This is a genomic window from Mesorhizobium sp. WSM3862, from assembly GCF_002294985.1.
Lineage (GTDB): Bacteria > Pseudomonadota > Alphaproteobacteria > Rhizobiales > Rhizobiaceae > Mesorhizobium.
In genome coordinates, this window is sequence record NZ_NSGE01000001.1 from 737152 (window position 1) to 752720 (window position 15569).

The 15569-nt window shown below is 63.5% G+C and carries 18 protein-coding genes; 11 read left to right on the forward strand and 7 right to left on the reverse strand.

Annotated features, from left to right (window positions below; genetic code table 11):
* Nucleotides 1-2: 2 nt before the first annotated feature.
* The 4 genes from CK224_RS03675 to CK224_RS03690 form a co-directional block, all read right to left on the reverse strand.
* Entirely contained in the window at nt 3-566 is a 564-nt protein-coding gene (locus tag CK224_RS03675) for an RNA polymerase sigma factor (protein WP_067329326.1), read from the reverse strand.
* Between the two features lie 73 nt (nt 567-639).
* The gene (locus CK224_RS03680) at nt 640-1371 is read right to left on the reverse strand and encodes a dienelactone hydrolase family protein (RefSeq protein WP_095780806.1); all 732 of its coding nucleotides are present in this window, start codon (nt 1369-1371) and stop codon (nt 640-642) included.
* A gap of 104 nt (nt 1372-1475) precedes the next feature.
* A complete protein-coding gene (locus tag CK224_RS03685; protein ID WP_095780807.1) occupies nt 1476-2165 on the reverse strand; it encodes a hypothetical protein in 690 nt (229 codons plus the stop codon).
* Nucleotides 2166-2254: 89 nt separating this feature from the next.
* A complete protein-coding gene (locus tag CK224_RS03690) occupies nt 2255-3829 on the reverse strand; it encodes a trimethylamine methyltransferase family protein (protein WP_095780808.1) in 1575 nt (524 codons plus the stop codon).
* 281 nt (nt 3830-4110) lie between these two features.
* Between CK224_RS03690 and CK224_RS03695 the strand changes: the two genes are divergently transcribed.
* Nucleotides 4111-4809: a B12-binding domain-containing protein gene (locus CK224_RS03695; protein WP_066999684.1), complete on the forward strand. Its 699-nt coding sequence runs from the start codon at nt 4111-4113 to the stop codon at nt 4807-4809.
* 83 nt (nt 4810-4892) lie between these two features.
* Here CK224_RS03695 and CK224_RS03700 read toward each other — a convergent pair whose 3' ends face one another.
* On the reverse strand, nt 4893-5030 hold the full coding sequence (locus CK224_RS03700) for an entericidin A/B family lipoprotein (protein ID WP_095780809.1): 138 nt from the start codon (nt 5028-5030) through the stop codon (nt 4893-4895).
* Nucleotides 5031-5086: 56 nt separating this feature from the next.
* Here CK224_RS03700 and CK224_RS03705 point away from each other — a divergent pair, with 56 nt between their 5' ends.
* The 7 genes from CK224_RS03705 (at nt 5087) to CK224_RS03735 (ending at nt 10587) form a co-directional block, all read left to right on the forward strand.
* Nucleotides 5087-5716 carry a DUF1638 domain-containing protein gene (locus CK224_RS03705; RefSeq protein WP_095780810.1) on the forward strand — a complete coding sequence of 210 codons (630 nt, stop codon included), beginning with the start codon at nt 5087-5089 and terminating at the stop codon, nt 5714-5716.
* 167 nt (nt 5717-5883) lie between these two features.
* On the forward strand, nt 5884-6459 hold the full coding sequence (locus CK224_RS03710; RefSeq protein WP_095780811.1) for a DUF4893 domain-containing protein: 576 nt from the start codon (nt 5884-5886) through the stop codon (nt 6457-6459).
* 105 nt (nt 6460-6564) lie between these two features.
* Nucleotides 6565-7347 carry a formyl transferase gene (locus CK224_RS03715; RefSeq protein ID WP_066999675.1) on the forward strand — a complete coding sequence of 261 codons (783 nt, stop codon included), beginning with the start codon at nt 6565-6567 and terminating at the stop codon, nt 7345-7347.
* A 135-nt stretch (nt 7348-7482) separates the two neighbouring features.
* Entirely contained in the window at nt 7483-7785 is a 303-nt protein-coding gene (locus tag CK224_RS03720) for a virulence factor (protein ID WP_066999671.1), read from the forward strand.
* On the forward strand, nt 7778-8377 hold the full coding sequence (locus CK224_RS03725) for a methylenetetrahydrofolate reductase C-terminal domain-containing protein (protein ID WP_066999668.1): 600 nt from the start codon (nt 7778-7780) through the stop codon (nt 8375-8377). The genes CK224_RS03720 and CK224_RS03725 overlap by 8 nt, the downstream gene beginning before the upstream one ends.
* Nucleotides 8374-9468: a methylenetetrahydrofolate reductase gene (locus tag CK224_RS03730; protein ID WP_095780812.1), complete on the forward strand. Its 1095-nt coding sequence runs from the start codon at nt 8374-8376 to the stop codon at nt 9466-9468. Before CK224_RS03725 ends, CK224_RS03730 begins: the two co-directional genes overlap by 4 nt.
* Nucleotides 9469-9609: 141 nt before the next feature.
* A complete protein-coding gene (locus tag CK224_RS03735) occupies nt 9610-10587 on the forward strand; it encodes a methyltetrahydrofolate cobalamin methyltransferase (RefSeq protein ID WP_095778498.1) in 978 nt (325 codons plus the stop codon).
* Between the two features lie 79 nt (nt 10588-10666).
* On the opposite strand, the gene CK224_RS03740 is transcribed toward CK224_RS03735, so the two are convergent.
* The gene (locus tag CK224_RS03740; protein WP_245299687.1) at nt 10667-10909 is read right to left on the reverse strand and encodes a hypothetical protein; all 243 of its coding nucleotides are present in this window, start codon (nt 10907-10909) and stop codon (nt 10667-10669) included.
* Nucleotides 10910-10998: 89 nt separating this feature from the next.
* Here CK224_RS03740 and CK224_RS03745 point away from each other — a divergent pair, with 89 nt between their 5' ends.
* From CK224_RS03745 to CK224_RS03755, 3 genes are all read left to right on the forward strand, one after another.
* Complete coding sequence (locus tag CK224_RS03745) at nt 10999-13068, forward strand: ASKHA domain-containing protein (RefSeq protein WP_095778499.1); 2070 nt, start codon at nt 10999-11001, stop codon at nt 13066-13068.
* A 186-nt stretch (nt 13069-13254) separates the two neighbouring features.
* Entirely contained in the window at nt 13255-13440 is a 186-nt protein-coding gene (locus CK224_RS03750) for a hypothetical protein (protein WP_067329623.1), read from the forward strand.
* A gap of 231 nt (nt 13441-13671) precedes the next feature.
* Entirely contained in the window at nt 13672-14631 is a 960-nt protein-coding gene (locus CK224_RS03755) for an alpha/beta hydrolase (RefSeq protein WP_066999648.1), read from the forward strand.
* Nucleotide 14632: 1 nt separating this feature from the next.
* On the opposite strand, the gene CK224_RS03760 is transcribed toward CK224_RS03755, so the two are convergent.
* Nucleotides 14633-15532 carry a LysR substrate-binding domain-containing protein gene (locus CK224_RS03760; RefSeq protein ID WP_095780813.1) on the reverse strand — a complete coding sequence of 300 codons (900 nt, stop codon included), beginning with the start codon at nt 15530-15532 and terminating at the stop codon, nt 14633-14635.
* Nucleotides 15533-15569 lie beyond the last annotated feature (37 nt).

Genomic DNA, 15569 nt, shown 5'->3' on the forward strand with positions numbered 1-15569 from the left:
GGTCACACTTCCCCGGCTGAGCGCATGAGCAGCTTCAGCCGTTTCTTCGCTTCATGGATGTGCCAGGAAACCGTCGCCTCCGAGATCGCCATCACCTCGGCCGCAGCCGCGTGGCTCAACCCTTCGCCATAGACGAGCAGCACCGCGTCGCGCTGCTTGTCCGGCAGCATGCGCACCGCCGCCCACAGCGCCTCGGCCGGGTCCTGGGCTTCCGCCGAGCCCTCCCCCGCGATCAGCGCATACGTGCCGAAGGCCTCGGTCTTGGCGCTGTCGCGGGCGCGCTTGCGCATCATGTCGCGCGAAGCGTTCAGTGTCATGGCGTAGAGCCAGGTCGTGAACGCGCCATTGCCCTGATAGTCGCGGATTGCCCGGCCGAGCCGCACGCAGACATCCTGGGCGATATCTTCGGCATCGGCCTTGCGGCCGCACCAGCGATAGGCGGCGCGATAGACGAAGCCATAGTGCCTTTCGAGCAGTTTGCCGAAAGCCCCCCGGTCTCCGCCCCTCGCCCGCCCGATCAATTCGGCATCGGAGGCTTCGCTGTCGTCCAGCATCATCGCCGTCATTTGCCTGTTGGACGAAGGCTAATGGCGATTCCTTGGGGCGATGGAAAGATTTTTTTGCGGCAGCCTCCGCACCCTACCCCAAGGTTTCGGCGAACAGCGTGATGAGCCGCTTCCAATGGCGCTCGGCGCCCGCTTCGTCATAGACGCTGTGGTCCTTGACGCACCAGCCATGACCGACGCCGACATAGTTCTCGATCGTGTGGTCGACTTCGGCGACCCTGAGCGCCTCTGCCAGCCGGGCCGATTGCTCCGGCGGAAAGCTGCGGTCCACGCCGGCGACCCCGACGTAGATGCGTGCCTTGATCGACGCCGCCTTCCGGTGCGGGCTGTCGGGCGCGTCGCTTGCCAGATTGCCGCCGTGGAAGCTGGCGGCGGCAGCAATGCGGTCGGGATAGGCCGCGGCGGCATTAAGAGCCCGTGCGCCGCCCATGCAATAGCCGACGACGCCGACCGGCCCGTCTAGGCCTTCGGCAGTGAGCGCATCGAGGAAGGCCACGCTATCGCGGATGGTCATCTCTTGCGTGGTGCCACCGCTCAGCGCCGTCAGTTGAGCCCTGGTCTTATCCTCAGCAAACGCAGTCTTAGGGTCGAACGGTCCATAGGGCACGCTGCGATAGAACAGATCGGGCACCAGCACGGCATAGCCATGCCCTGCGAGGCGTTCGGCCATCTGGTCGAGCGTCGGCCGCGGGCCGAAAATATCCATGTAGAGGATGACGCCGGCCCTGGCCGCCGCCGCCGGTCGGAACAGCCCGGCCTTGGCCTTCCCGTCCCGGGTTTCGATCTCGATCTCTTGCTTGGCCATGCTGCTCTCCGTCGTCTGTCCGCGCGATAGATATCCGGCTGGAGCGGCCCGGCAAGACAATCCCGGAGCCTGGCGTTCAAGATTTCGTGCGGTTGGCCTTCATTTTACAGCCGAGCAAAGGCGGCCATATGAAAGGCCTGCACCTCTGGCGGATAACGATAGTCCGCCCCGTAGGGACATGCATTGCGGTCGAGGCAGCCGCTCGTGCGGCGCAAGCCGCCACTGGGGCCGCGCACATGCCCAAGACAGGCTTCATGGGCAAAACCCTGCTCGGAATAGGCATCGACCGGGCAGGATTTCATGCAGGGTTTTTCGACGCATGTGTCGCAGAGATGAATCGGTTCTCGAGGCTCGGGGAGGAAAATCTCTTCCTCGAACAGCAGCGCGCCGCGATAGGCATGCCAGAGCCCATACTGCGGATGCATGAGGATGCCGAGCGGCGACGGCTTCAACCCTTCCGCCCGCATCGCCCATTGCTGGAACGGCAGATAGGGCCTGTCGGAGGGCGACACGGCGCGAGCGCCGAACGCTTGCGCCACCGCGCCGATCACCTCCCGCGACCAGGTGTCGAGCGGGTTGACGATCCCGCTGGCCCGCTGCCCGAGCCAGCGCTGGAAGTGCGGCCAGGGTGCGGCGCCGGCCTGCCCAACCAAGAGGGCGGACTTCGCAGGCGCGCCTGAAAGCCCCGCAGGCGCCACTTCATCACTAGCGAAGCGAAAGCCGCCCCGAAGGATCAGGCCGTCGGCGGCAAGCGCGGCCGCGGTCCCTTCGATCGTGCCGCGCGAAAAAGTCATCCCTTCTTGTCCGGGTCGGAGAACGCGCTCCGCCAGACTTCCTTATGGATGATGTTGGCGACTTTAGCCCGGCCTGACTCGGGCTCCTTTCAAGTGAAGGCGTCGGCCATCGAGGCCTTCTTCCTGTCGATGAAATCCTTCAGTGCCTCGTCGATCGCCGGATCGAGATGCGGTGCCTCGTAGCTTTCCAGCCAGCGACGAGCGAGCTCGTTGGCGCGCTGCGGCGCGGTCTTTTCGCCTTCGGCCAGCCACTGCTCATAGGAATTGTTGTCCGCGATGTTGGAGCGGTAGAAGGCGGTCTGGAAATTCGCCTGCGTGTGGTCGCAGCCGAGATAGTGGCTGCCCGGACCGACCTGGCGGATGGCGTCCATCGCCTGGCCGTTCTCCGACAGGTCGACGCCCTCGGAGAATTTTTGCGTCATGCCGAGCTGGTCGATGTCCATCATGAATTTCTCGTAGCAGGACGCCAGTCCGCCCTCGAGCCAGCCGGCCGAATGCAGCACGAAGTTGGTGCCGGCAAGGATGGTCGAGTTCAGCGTGTTGGCGCTCTCATAGGCCGCCTGCGCATCCGGGACCTTCGAGGCGCAGAGCGAGCCACCGGTGCGGAACGGCAGGCCTAGCCGGCGCGCGAGCTGCGCTGCGCCATAGGAAACCAGCGATGGTTCCGGCGTGCCGAAAGTCGGCGCGCCCGACTGCATCGAGATCGACGAGGCGAAAGTGCCGAACAGCACCGGCGCGCCGGGCCTGATCAGCTGCGTGAAAGAGGCGCCGGCAAGCACCTCGGCCAGGATCTGCGTCAGCGTTCCGGCAACCGTCACCGGGCTCATCGCGCCGGCCAGGATGAACGGCGTGACAATGCAGGCCTGGTTGTGGCGCGAATAGACTTTCAGCGCGCCGAGCATGGTCTCGTCGAACACCATCGGCGAGTTGGCGTTGATCAGGCTGGTCAGCACCGTGTTGTTCTCGACGAAATCCTCGCCGAACACGATCTTGGCCATCGCCACCGTATCCTCGGCCCGCTCCGGCGCCGTCACCGAGCCCATGAACGGTTTGTCCGAATAGCGGATATGCGAATAGACCATGTCCAGATGGCGCTTATTGACCGGCACGTCGACCGGCTCGCATACCGTGCCGCCCGAATGGTGGATCGACGGCGCCATATAGGCGAGCTTCACGAAATTCTGGAAATCCTCAAGCGTTGCGTAGCGGCGGTTGCCGTCGAGGTCGCGCACGAAGGGCGGGCCGTAGACCGGCGCGAACACCGTTCCCTTGCCCCCGATCTGCACCGAACGCTCCGGATTGCGCGCATGCTGGGTGTAGATCGAAGGCGCGGTCTTGAGCAGCGAGCGGCAAAGCCCCTTGGGAAAATGCACGCGCTCGCCTTTCACATCGGCGCCGGCCTCTTTCCACAGCGCGAGCGCCTCGGCGTCGTCGCGGAAGATGATGCCGATCTCTTCCAGCACCGTGTCTGTGTTCTTCTCGATCAGCGCCAGGCCTTCCTCGTCGAGGACCTCGTAGACGTTGATCTTGCGCTTGATATAGGTGAGCTGGGTGCCCGGACCGCCGCCTGCGCGCGCCGCGCGCCTGGCCGCCGCGCCGCCGCTGGCGCCGCGTCCGCGTCGTCCGCCCGACGCTTCCTGCTCGACTGCCGCGTTATCGCTCATGATCGTTCTTCCTATAGATTTTAGATTTGGGCCTGAATTGGCTCGCGGCCGGTTCGCCGCCGCTTCTTTTCGGATCGTAGCCATGCACCCTATTGGAAACGGCCCGCCAGCGCCAACGCCTGTCGCAAAATCGACAAGAAAACCGCCAACTTTTCAGTCGCTTTCCTTTTGCGGGAAGTCGCAAATCAGCTATGGCTACCTTGCCCTCGCGGGTTAGGTATTGGCGCATCGATTTTTGAGCTGCAGCAAGCATTCCGAGCAGCAAGGAGCCCGAGGAAAAAATGTCCGACGACGAGATCATCCTTTCCGAGCTTTCCGACGAGGAACTCGTGCAGCAGATGCATGACGACCTTTATGACGGGCTGAAGGAAGAGATCGAGGAAGGCACGCATATCCTTCTTGAGCGCGGCTGGCAGCCCTACACGGTGCTGACCGAGGCGCTGGTCGAAGGCATGCGCATCGTCGGCGAAGATTTCCGCGATGGCATCCTGTTCGTGCCGGAAGTGCTGCTCTCGGCCAACGCCATGAAGGCCGGCATGGCCATCCTGCGCCCGCTGCTTGCCGCCACCGGCGCGCCCAAGCAGGGCAAGATGGTGATCGGCACCGTCAAGGGCGACATCCACGACATCGGCAAGAACCTCGTCGGCATGATGATGGAGGGCGCCGGCTTCGATGTCATCGACCTCGGCATCAACAACGCGGTCGAGAAGTATCTGGAAGCGATCGAGCAGCATCAGCCTGACATCATCGGCATGTCGGCGCTGCTCACCACGACCATGCCCTATATGAAGGTCGTCATCGACACGATGAAGGAAAAGGGCATTCGCGACGATTACGTCGTGCTGGTCGGCGGTGCGCCGCTCAACGAGGAATTCGGCAAGGCCGTCGGCGCCGACGCTTATTGCCGCGATGCCGCGGTGGCGGTCGAGACCGCCAAGGACTTCATGAAGCGCAAGCACAACGTTCGCGCTTCCGCCTGATCCCAGGGCATCAGGATGGATCGAAAAAAGCCGCGCCTTGCAGCGCGGCTTTTTTGTTCCCAGATGATGATGAGGCTGAACGATCAGTTGGCGACAGTGTCTTTGACCGCCCTCGCCGTCGATTTGACGTCCTTGCCGACGCCTCGAATGGTGTTGGCGCAGGCGGTGAGTGCAAGCGCGCAGGCAAGGATGGCAATCGGCGCGATGCGTAGCAGATTCATGGGTGTCTCCCTCAACAGATAATTAGCCCCGCAGCGAAAACCGGCACGACTGGTTCATGGTCAAAACGCAAAAAACGAAACCGAATCAAACAGACAGGCTGCTCGTCATCGCCTGCGGGATGATTGCGCGCGAAGTTTTGGCCGTCAAGCAACAGCTAAAGCTCGATCACCTTGAGTTGACCTGCCTGCCGGCCGAGTTCCACTTCTATCCGGACCGCATCGCGCCGGCCATGGACAAGGCCATCGAAAAGGCCAAAGCGGAAGGCTACAACCACATCTTCGTCGGCTATGCCGATTGCGGCACCGGCGGCATGCTCGACCACGTGATCGAGAAGCATGGCGTGGAGCGCATGGCCGGCCCGCATTGCTTCGCCTTCTACCAGAGCATGGACGCCTACGCGAAGGTCGCCGACGGCGACATGATGTCGTTCTACATGACCGACTTCCTCTGCCGCCAATTCGACGCCTTCTTCATCAAGCCGCTCGGGCTCGACAGGCATCCCGAGCTTATCAAGGACTATTTCGGCAATTACGAGAAGCTGATCTATCTCGCGCAAACCGACGATCCGGAACTCGACAAGGTTGCCGAGAAAGCCGCCGCCATGCTCGACCTCGCCTACGAGCGCCGCTCGACCGGCTATGGCGATCTCACGGGTGAACTGGCACGGGCGGCAGCCAACGCTTGAGGCTCTCGCAGGGCTGCTTCAAACGGCGGCCAGCGGAACGGACGATCGACTTGCAGACGAAGCCCCCTCGCCGCCGCTGTTAAGCCGGATGACAGCGGCCTGCGAACGGGTAAGTTGTGCCCCAGCAGACCAAACAGCTGTTCCAGCCACCGATTCGGGGAACGTCCATGATCCCTCGCCTGCTGCTTGCCGCCCTTTGCCTTATTGGCTTTACCCTGCCGGCCTATGCCGATGGCGAGGTGCAGAAGCTGATCACCGCCGCCGACAAGGCGCGGCTCGACAAATATGGCGAAACGCGCAAGGCCGCGCTTGAGGAAGCGAAAGCCGGCGATCCGGCCGAGGTCAAGCAACTCGATGCGCTGCTCGCGAAGCCGCTGGTCGCTTTCTCCGACAAGGATCTGACCGGCAACTGGAAATGTCGCACCATCAAGGCCGGCGGCTTGAGCCCGCTCGTCATCTATGGCTGGTTCAAATGCAAGGTCACCGAGGACGGCTCGGGCTGGCGGCTGCAGAAGATCAGCGGCTCCCAGCGCACCACCGGTCGGTTCTTCGACGACGGTGAGAAGCGCGCCATCTATCTCGGCTCGTTTTCGGTCAATGACGACAAGGCCAAGCCCTATGGCAGCGGCGCCGAAAGCGACCAAGTGGGCTATGCCTTCCGCAACAGCGCCACCGAGTGGCGCATCGAATTCCCCGCGCCCTATTACGAATCGAAGCTCGACATCATGGAATTCAAGCGCTGACTGAGCCCGAAAAGTTGCAGACTTTTCGGACCAGGATCATGCGTCTCACCAAGGGTTAACCCGCTCGCCCTAGCATGCGCCCGACTTTGAGAGCGGGTGCTTGCCATGGCAACGTCGGAATCCAGTCCGCGACGGATTGTGGTCGTCACCGAAGGCGGTCCGCATATCTGGGCCATCGTCAACGCCATCGCCGATCGCGTCGGCCCTGTCAGTGTCATCCTCGAAACCCCTGAATCAAAAAAGCGTTTGCTGCTCGGCCGCGCCCGCCGCCAGGGCTGGATCTCGGCCATCGGCCAGCTCGGCACGATGCTGCTGACCAGGCTTGGCAAGCGGTTCTTTGCCGGCCATGCTGCACGGCTGATTGCCGAGGAAAAGCTCGAGACAGAACCTCGCCCGACCCAGACGATCATTCATGTGCCTTCCGCCAACGGTCCGGAATGCCTTCAGGCGATTGAGAAGATCGGGCCGGGCGTCGTGCTCCTCGCCGGCTGCCGGCTGCTGTCGAGGGATACGCTCGCGAAGATGCCTTGCCCGGTGCTTAACTATCACGCCGGCATTGCCCCGAAATATCGTGGCATGAATGGCGGCTACTGGGCGCTGGCCTCCGGCGATCGAGTGAATTTCGGCACCACCGTGCATCTGGTCGATGCCGGCGTCGACACCGGCGGAGTGCTGAAGCAGGCGCGCGGCAAGTCGAAACGCGGCGACACCATCGCCAGCTACGCGCTGCGGCAGGCGGCATTTTCCCGCGACATCTGCGTCCAGGCAGTGGCCGAGACGCTGGCGGGAAAACTTACGATGATCGATCCCGGCCTGCCCTCGAAACAGTGGTTTCACCCGACGATTTGGTTCTACCTCTGGACCGGCCTGACGAAGCGCGTCTGGTAATCTGCCAGCGTCGGAAATTCAGCACTCGCTTTGCGTCATCGCCAGCGTCGCTTTTGAAGGCGCGCGCGTCGTCCCATAACAAGCGGCACAAGGGCGCATGCGGCAATGCTCCCAACATCGAGGAGTTGAGAATTCATGGCCGATCTGATCGTCGTCTATTGGCGCGATATCCCTGCGCAGGTCATCGTCAAGAAAGGCCGGCAGAACGCCAAGCGCGAGCTGCCGCTGCGCTTCACCGAGGCGATCGACATGTGCGCCATGCGCACCGGCGCCGGCGGCACCGACGATTACCTCGCCGAATGGCGCAAGGCCGATCCGGTTCCGGTCGGCGACGACATCGAAGCCGAGGTTGAGAAGGCCTACCAGGAACTCGATACGAAATATGACCGCGAGCGGCTGGTCGCTCTGGTCAAGGCTGGCGGGAAAGAAAATGTCTGAGAAGCAGCCGGCGGTCACCCAGGCCACCCTGGTCAAGAAGGCAGCGCCGAAGTCCGACTACAAGCCCGCGGACGTGTCGCCGCAACGCCGCGTTCAGCGCACTTTTGCCGTGAGGTTGTGGTCCATCCGCCATTCGCGACTGCTCGAATGGTTTTATGGCAGGTTCGCCGATGTCTTCCTGCTCTTGCATCCTTTGTGGAAGGGCATCGGCTACGGCCGCGTCGAAGCGCCGGTGAAATTCGTCGAGAAACGCGTCAAGGGCTTCATGTTCGACTGCCGCATGTGCGGCCAGTGCGTGCTCTCCTCCACCGGCATGTCGTGTCCGATGAACTGCCCGAAGCAGCTGCGCAACGGCCCGTGCGGCGGCGTGCGCGCCAACGGCAATTGCGAGGTCGAGCCGGACATGCCCTGTGTCTGGGTCAAGGCCTGGGAAGGCTCCCGCAACATGAAGCATGGCGACAAGATCCTCACCGTGCAGAAGCCGGTCGATCAGTCGCTGCGCGAAACCTCGGCCTGGCTCAGGGTGACCGCGCAGGCGGCCGCGGCGCGTGAAGCCGCCCAGAATCCGCAGAACCCCGGAGCTTCAGCATGAGCATCCGCCACCAGCGCGACGAGAACCCGGCCGGCGTTCACCTGCCGCTCGATCCCCTGCCCGGCCATTCGTCGCGCGGTCGGTTGGAGCGCGTGCTGCGCCGCGGCGAGTTCGCGGTGACGACCGAGCTCAACCCGCCCGACAGCGCCGACCCTGAAGACGTCTACAACCGCGCCAAGATCTTCGACGGTTGGGTCGACGCCATCAACGCGGTCGACGCCTCCGGCGCCAATTGCCACATGTCTTCGGTCGGCATCTGCGCGCTTTTGACCCGCATGGGCTACGCCCCGATCATGCAGATCGCGTGCCGCGACAAGAACCGCATCGCCATTCAGGGCGACGTGCTGGGCGGCGCGGCAATGGGCGTCGCCAACATGCTCTGCCTCACCGGCGACGGCGTGCAGGCCGGCGATCAGCCGGGCGCCAAGCCGGTCTTCGACCTCGATTCCATGTCGCTGCTCGAAACCATCCGCATCATGCGCGACAACGGCAAGTTCCTGTCCGGCCGCAAGCTGACGACGCCGCCGCAGGTCTTCCTCGGTGCTGCCGTAAACCCCTTCGCGCCGCCTTTCGATTTCCGTCCCATCCATCTCGGCAAGAAGATCGCCGCCGGCGCGCAATTCGTGCAGACGCAATATTGCTTCGATGTGCCGATGTTCCGAACCTTCATGCAAAAGGCGCGCGACCTCGGCCACACCGAAAAAGTCTTCATCCTGTGCGGCGTCGGGCCGCTCGCCTCTGCCAAGACCGCCAAATGGATCCGCTCCAACGTGCCGGGTATCCATATCCCCGATGCGGTGATCAAGCGGCTCGAAGGCGCGCAGGACCAGAAGAAGGAAGGCAAGCAGCTCTGCATCGACATCATCAACGAGGTGAAGGAAATTCCGGGCGTCGCCGGCGTCCATGTGATGGCCTACCGCCAGGAAGAATATGTCGCCGAGATCGTCGATGAATCCGGCGTGCTGAAAGGCCGCCAGCCCTGGAAACGGGAGATCCGCCGCGACGACCAGATCGTCGCGGAGCGGCTCGACCACATACTGCACGACGAGATTACCGAAACCCAGGTCGACATGGTGAAGACCGCGCATTGATGTATGTCGCCCAAAAGTGAGAACCGGTTTGGGGCAACGACATACATGAACTTAAAGTCCAAGGCGCGGCCGGCACCCGTCCGCTTGAACAAGACCAGATAACGATATAAAGAACTCTTTATATCCCGACGGAGAGATTGCATGACCCGCACCATCGTCGCCTCGGCGACCCGAGAAATCGTCATCGGCTTCGATCAGCCCTTCTGCGTGATCGGCGAGCGCATCAACCCGACCGGCCGCAAGAAGCTGGCCGCCGAGATGGTGGCCGGCAACTTCGAGACCGTCATCAAGGATGCGCTGGAGCAGGCCGCCTGCGGCGCCACCATGCTCGACGTCAATGCCGGTGTCACCGCCGTCGACCCCAATGCGACCGAGCCGGCGCTTTTGGTGCAGACGCTGGAGATCGTGCAGAACTTGGTCGATCTGCCGCTGTCTATCGACTCTTCGGTGACCGCCGCGATCGAGGCGGCGCTGAAGGTCGCCAAGGGGCGCCCGCTGGTCAACTCCGTCACCGGCGAGGAAGAGAAGCTCGAAGCCATCCTGCCGCTGGTCAAGAAATACAACGTTCCGGTCGTCGCCATCTCCAATGACGAGACCGGCATCTCGATGGATCCGGACGTCCGCTTCGCGGTCGCCAAGAAGATCGTCGAGCGCTGCGCCGATCACGGCATTCCCGCGCATGACGTCGTCGTCGATCCGCTGGTGATGCCGATCGGCGCGCTGGGCGATGCCGGCCGCCAGGTGTTCGCACTGCTGCGCCGGCTGCGCGAGGAACTCAAGGTCAACACCACTTGCGGCCTTTCCAACATCTCGTTTGGCTTGCCGCATCGCCACGGCATCAACGCCGCCTTCATCCCGATGGTGATCGGCGCCGGCATGACGAGCGCCATCATGAACCCGGTCCGCCCGCAGGAGATGGAGGCCGTGCGCGGCGCCAACGTGCTCAACGGCACCGACGAGAACTGCACCAACTGGATCCGCACCTACAAGGACTACAAGCCGGCCGAAGGCGGCCATGCGGTCGCGGCTCCGGTCGCGGTCACCGCCCCCGGCGATGGCGCCGCCGCTGCCGGCGGGCGTCGCCGCGGCGGTCGTGAAGCCCGCATGGCCAGGGGGTAAGCGCGCAATCGTGAGCCGCATTGCAAACAGCCCTGATCCGGTCGCATCGTCGATGCGGTCGGAGAAGTCTGCTTTGCGGTCAGGCGACGCCCAATATGGCGTCGAACAACGCCATTCCAGCCCAGGATCCGAAGATGCCTGTGCCGCCGCCGACGATGACATCATCGTCGTAGGCGGGCCAGAATGCGTGGAGCAGGAGCGCTCCGACGATCGCGCCGAGAATTCCGGAGGCCAGATATTGCGGATTGCGCAGCCATGGGCCTTTGAGCACGCGCACCATGGTGAAAGCGGTGAAGATGGCGGGCAGCAGAATATCCGACATGTTTGGCCCCTGGACCAACGTACACTCCACCCAACAGTAAAACGATCCGTTAAACGGTATCGGCAATTGCCATCGAGACGCGTGCCAGCATGAATCCCCCGCCCAACATCACCGATCCGCTTGTGCTGTTTATGCCGTCAGGCAAGCGCGGGCGGTTTCCCGTTGGCACGCCGGTGCTGGACGCCGCGCGCCAGCTCGGCGTCTATGTCGAGAGCGTGTGCGGCGGCCGCGCCACTTGCGGGCGCTGCCAGATCGAGGTGCAGGAAGGCAATTTCGCCAAGCACAAGATCGTCTCTGCCAACGACCACATCTCGCCCAAGGGCGCCAAGGAAGAGCGCTACGAGCGCGTGCGCGGCCTGCCCGAGCGCCGCCGCCTCTCCTGCTCAGCGCAGATACTCGGCGACCTCGTCATTGACGTGCCGCAGGACACGGTCATCAACGCCCAGACCATCCGCAAGGCAGCCGACACCAGGGTTATCGCTCGCGATACGGCAATCCGCATGTGCTATGTCGAGATTGAAGAGCCCGACATGCACAAGCCGCTCGGCGACCTCGACCGACTCAAGATCGCCTTGATGAAGGACTGGGGGTTCAAGAACGTCGAGTTCGACTTCTATCTCATGCCGCAGGTGCAGGGCATTCTGCGCAAGGGCAATTGGACCGCCACCGCCGCCATCCACAAGGATGCGGACAGCGACATCGCGCGCGTCATCGCGCTGTGGCCGGGCCTGAAGAACGAGGCCTACGGGCTCGCCTGCGACATCGGCTCGACGACCATTGCCATGCATCTCGTGTCGCTGCTGTCGGGCCGCGTCGCCGCCTCTTCCGGCACCTCCAATCCGCAGATCCGCTTCGGCGAGGATCTGATGAGCCGCGTCTCCTACGTGATGATGAACCCGGACGGCCGCGAGGGCATGACGGTCGCCGTGCGCGAGGCCGTTTCCGGCCTGGTCGACAAGGTCTGTGCGGAAGGCAATGTCCAGCGCAACGACATCCTCGACGCGGTGTTCGTCGGCAATCCGATCATGCATCATCTGTTTCTCGGCATCGATCCGACCGAACTCGGCGGCGCGCCGTTCGCGCTCGCCGTTTCCGGCGCCGTGCGCATCAAGGCCTCCGATCTCGGCTTGAAACTGAACCAGGGCGCTCGCCTTTATATGCTCCCTTGTATCGCCGGCCATGTCGGCGCCGACGCAGCCGCGGTCACGCTCTCCGAGGGTCCGCACCGCCAGGACGAGATGATGCTGATCGTCGACGTTGGCACCAATGCCGAGATTGTGCTCGGCAACAGCACGCGCGTCGTTGCGGCCTCCTCTCCCACCGGCCCGGCCTTCGAGGGCGCCGAGATTTCCGGCGGCCAGCGCGCGGCGCCCGGCGCCATCGAGCGCGTGCGCATCGATCCCGACACGCTTGAGCCGCGCTACCGGGTCATCGGTTCGGAACTCTGGTCGGATCAGCCGGGCTTTGCCGAAAGCGTGCAGACGACCGGCGTCACCGGCATTTGCGGCTCCGGCATCATCGAAGTGGTGGCCGAGATGTATCTCGCCGGTATAATCTCCGAGGACGGCGTCGTCGACGGATCGCTTGGCGCGCGCTCGCCGCGCATCGTCGCCAACGGCCGCACCTTCTCCTATGTGCTGAAGGACGGCGAGCCGAAGATCACCATCACCCAGAACGACGTGCGCGCCATCCAGCTCGCCAAGGCGGCGCTCTACGCCGGCACCAAGCTGTTGATGGAAAAGCAGCACGCCGACCATGTCGACCGCATCCATTTCGCCGGTGCCTTCGGTTCTTTCATCGACCCGAAATACGCCATGGTGCTGGGGCTCATTCCCGATTGCGATCTCGACAAGGTCTCGGCCGTCGGCAACGCCGCCGGCGCCGGCGCGCGCATGGCGCTCCTCAATCGCGGCTACCGCCGTGAGATCGAGGAGACGGTGAGCAGGATCGAAAAGATCGAAACCGCGCTGGAACCAAAATTCCAGGAGCACTTCGTCTACGCCATGGCCCTGCCGAACAAGGTCGACCCTTTCCCGAAGCTCGCGGCCGCAGTGAAGCTGCCGCCGCGCAAGACGGTCGGCGAGGACGGCACCGCAGGCGACGCCACCCCGCGCCGGCGCTCGCGCGAGGAACGCGCGGCGCGGCGCGGGCGCGAATAGGGTCCCCTTCGCCCGACGCCTCTCTTTAGTTCGTATGCATGCAAACGTTTCCGGATCCATCGATCCGGAAACCGGAACGCTGTTTTCGTGAAATCCGCCGGAAACATGCCGGGCGCATTTAGCCCGCCATCGAAGGGCTGGCGCGAAATGTCTTCGAGCCGGCGCGACCTTCCGGAGGAACCCACTATGTCGATGTTCGATAACCTCGGCCGCTTCGGCGTGACCATCAGGCAGGCTCATGCCCGGAGCAAGGCGATCCGCGCGCTCAACGACCTGCCCGTGCATGTGCAGAAGGATATCGGCTGGCCGGCTTCGCCGCCGAGCGACCCGCAGGCAGCCCTGCACGCGCTGCTCCTGGGAACCGCCCGCTGATGACCTTCGCCGACAAATGTAAGCTGCTCGGCAAGCGCCGAGGCCGGCAAGCGGCCTCGGCGATCGGCGACAACAAGTTGCGCGCCGCGCTGCTGCCAGGGCGCCGTTGACGCGACCGGCGTCGCATCACGCCGATGTGCCCGCTGCGAACCTTGACATTTTCAACCTAACTACAATCTTCGCATAGCAGGGGGAATTTCTCTTAGTCGGCTCGACCGATCCGTGTTCCGTATGCCCAGTTTGAAAAGCCACGTCGTTTCGTTCATTCTCAGGCACAGCCGCAAGAAGGCCTTTTCCAGTCCCGAGAATCTGCAGCGCTGGATCGCCTACGCCCGCAAGACCGAAGACTATCATCCGCCGGCTCTTCTGAAGGCGCGGCTGGATATCGCCGAGACCAGCGTCGATGGTTTCCCCGTCTATGAGATCGCACCGAAATCGGGCGAGCGCCGGCGTATCCTCTATTTGCATGGCGGCGCCTTCGTCTTTCAGATCACGTCCTATCACTGGGTGCTGATTGCCGAGATGGCGGAGCGGCTGGGCTTCGGCATCACCGTGCCGATCTATCCGATCGCGCCGGAGCACAATTTCCATGACATGTTCGGCATGGTCGGCGACGTCTACCGGCGCATGCTGCAAGAGACCAATGCCGAGAACATCGTCTTCATGGGCGATTCAGCCGGCGGCAACATGGCAGTCGTGCTCACCATGATGGCCGCCGAGGAAGGCCTGCCCTCGCCGGCGCGCCACGTGCTGATCTCGCCCGGCCTCGATATGTCCTTGTCCAATCCGGAAGTGTTCGAAGCCGAACGCAACGACCCCTGGCTGGGCATCCCCGGCGGGCTCGAGGCGATCCGGCTCTACAGCGCCGGCATCGACCGCTCCGACTGGCACATCAGCCCGCTCTACGGCGATCTCTCGGTGCTGCCGAAGACGCTGCTGCTCACCGGCTCGCGCGACCTGCTCAGCCCCGACAATCTGATCTTCGCCGAACGGGCGCGCGCCGCAGGCGTCGAGGTCGATGTCGTATACGAGGAAGGCATGTTCCACGTTTGGCCGCTGATCGATATGCCGGAAGCGCGGCGCGCACGTGACAGCATCGTCGACTTCCTCACAGCCGAGATCGTACCGCAGCGAGCCCATGCATCGCGCCGAACCACTTATGCGGCGCGACCTGCGCCGGCGGCCGAATAGCTCAGAACTTGCCGGTTTCCCGGAACAGTTCGAAGGTCGCACGGATGTGGTCGGCAACCGCCTTCACCGGCGCACTGGCATCGGGTGCCACCACCATGGCGAGATTGTAGGTGCCCATATCGGGCATGCCGTCCTTCGCGCCCAGAGAAACCATCTCGTCGCCGAGGAAGGACTTCGGCAGCGGCGCGACGGCAAGGTCAGCCATGATGGCGGCGCGCTGGCCGGCGGTATGAGCGCTCATATAGGCGATGCGGTAGTTGCGACCTTCCCGGCCGAGCGCTTCCAGGGCGCCGGCCCGCCAGGCGCAGCCTTCTTCCCAAAGCGAAACCGGCAGCGGTTCGCGCAGATGCGCGCAGCCGCCCTTGGCGCCGGCCCAGACGATCGGCTCGGTTAGCAGCACCTCGGCGCCGACCGCGCTGGTCTTGTAGGAATTGGTGAGCAACGTGATGTCGAGCGCACGGTCGTCCATGCGGCGGCGCAGATTGACGCTCTGGTCGATGGTGACGTCGACGGCGATCGACGGATGCGATTGCGCGAAGCGCTTCAACACGTGAGGCAGCACGCGCTCGCCATAGTCGTCCGGAGAGCCAAGCCTGACCACACCGACAATGTCGGGAATGATGAACTTCGACACCACTTCGCGGTTGATCGACAAAAGCCGCCGGGCATAGCCGAGAAGCATCTCGCCGTCCGTGGTCAGCGTCACCGAGCGCGCGTCGCGCGCGAAGACGGAACGGCCGAGAATGTCTTCGAGCTTCTTGATCTGCATGGAGACGGCCGAGGGGGTGCGGAACACCGCATTCGCGGCGGTGGTGAAGCTGCCGGTCTCGGCGATCGCCACGAAGGTGCGCAGCACGTCGAGATCGAGCAGCGGCAAAGGATGGTTGAGTGGGGCGTTCATCGGAGCTTGCCTTCAATTTTTCTGATGCAAATGATCA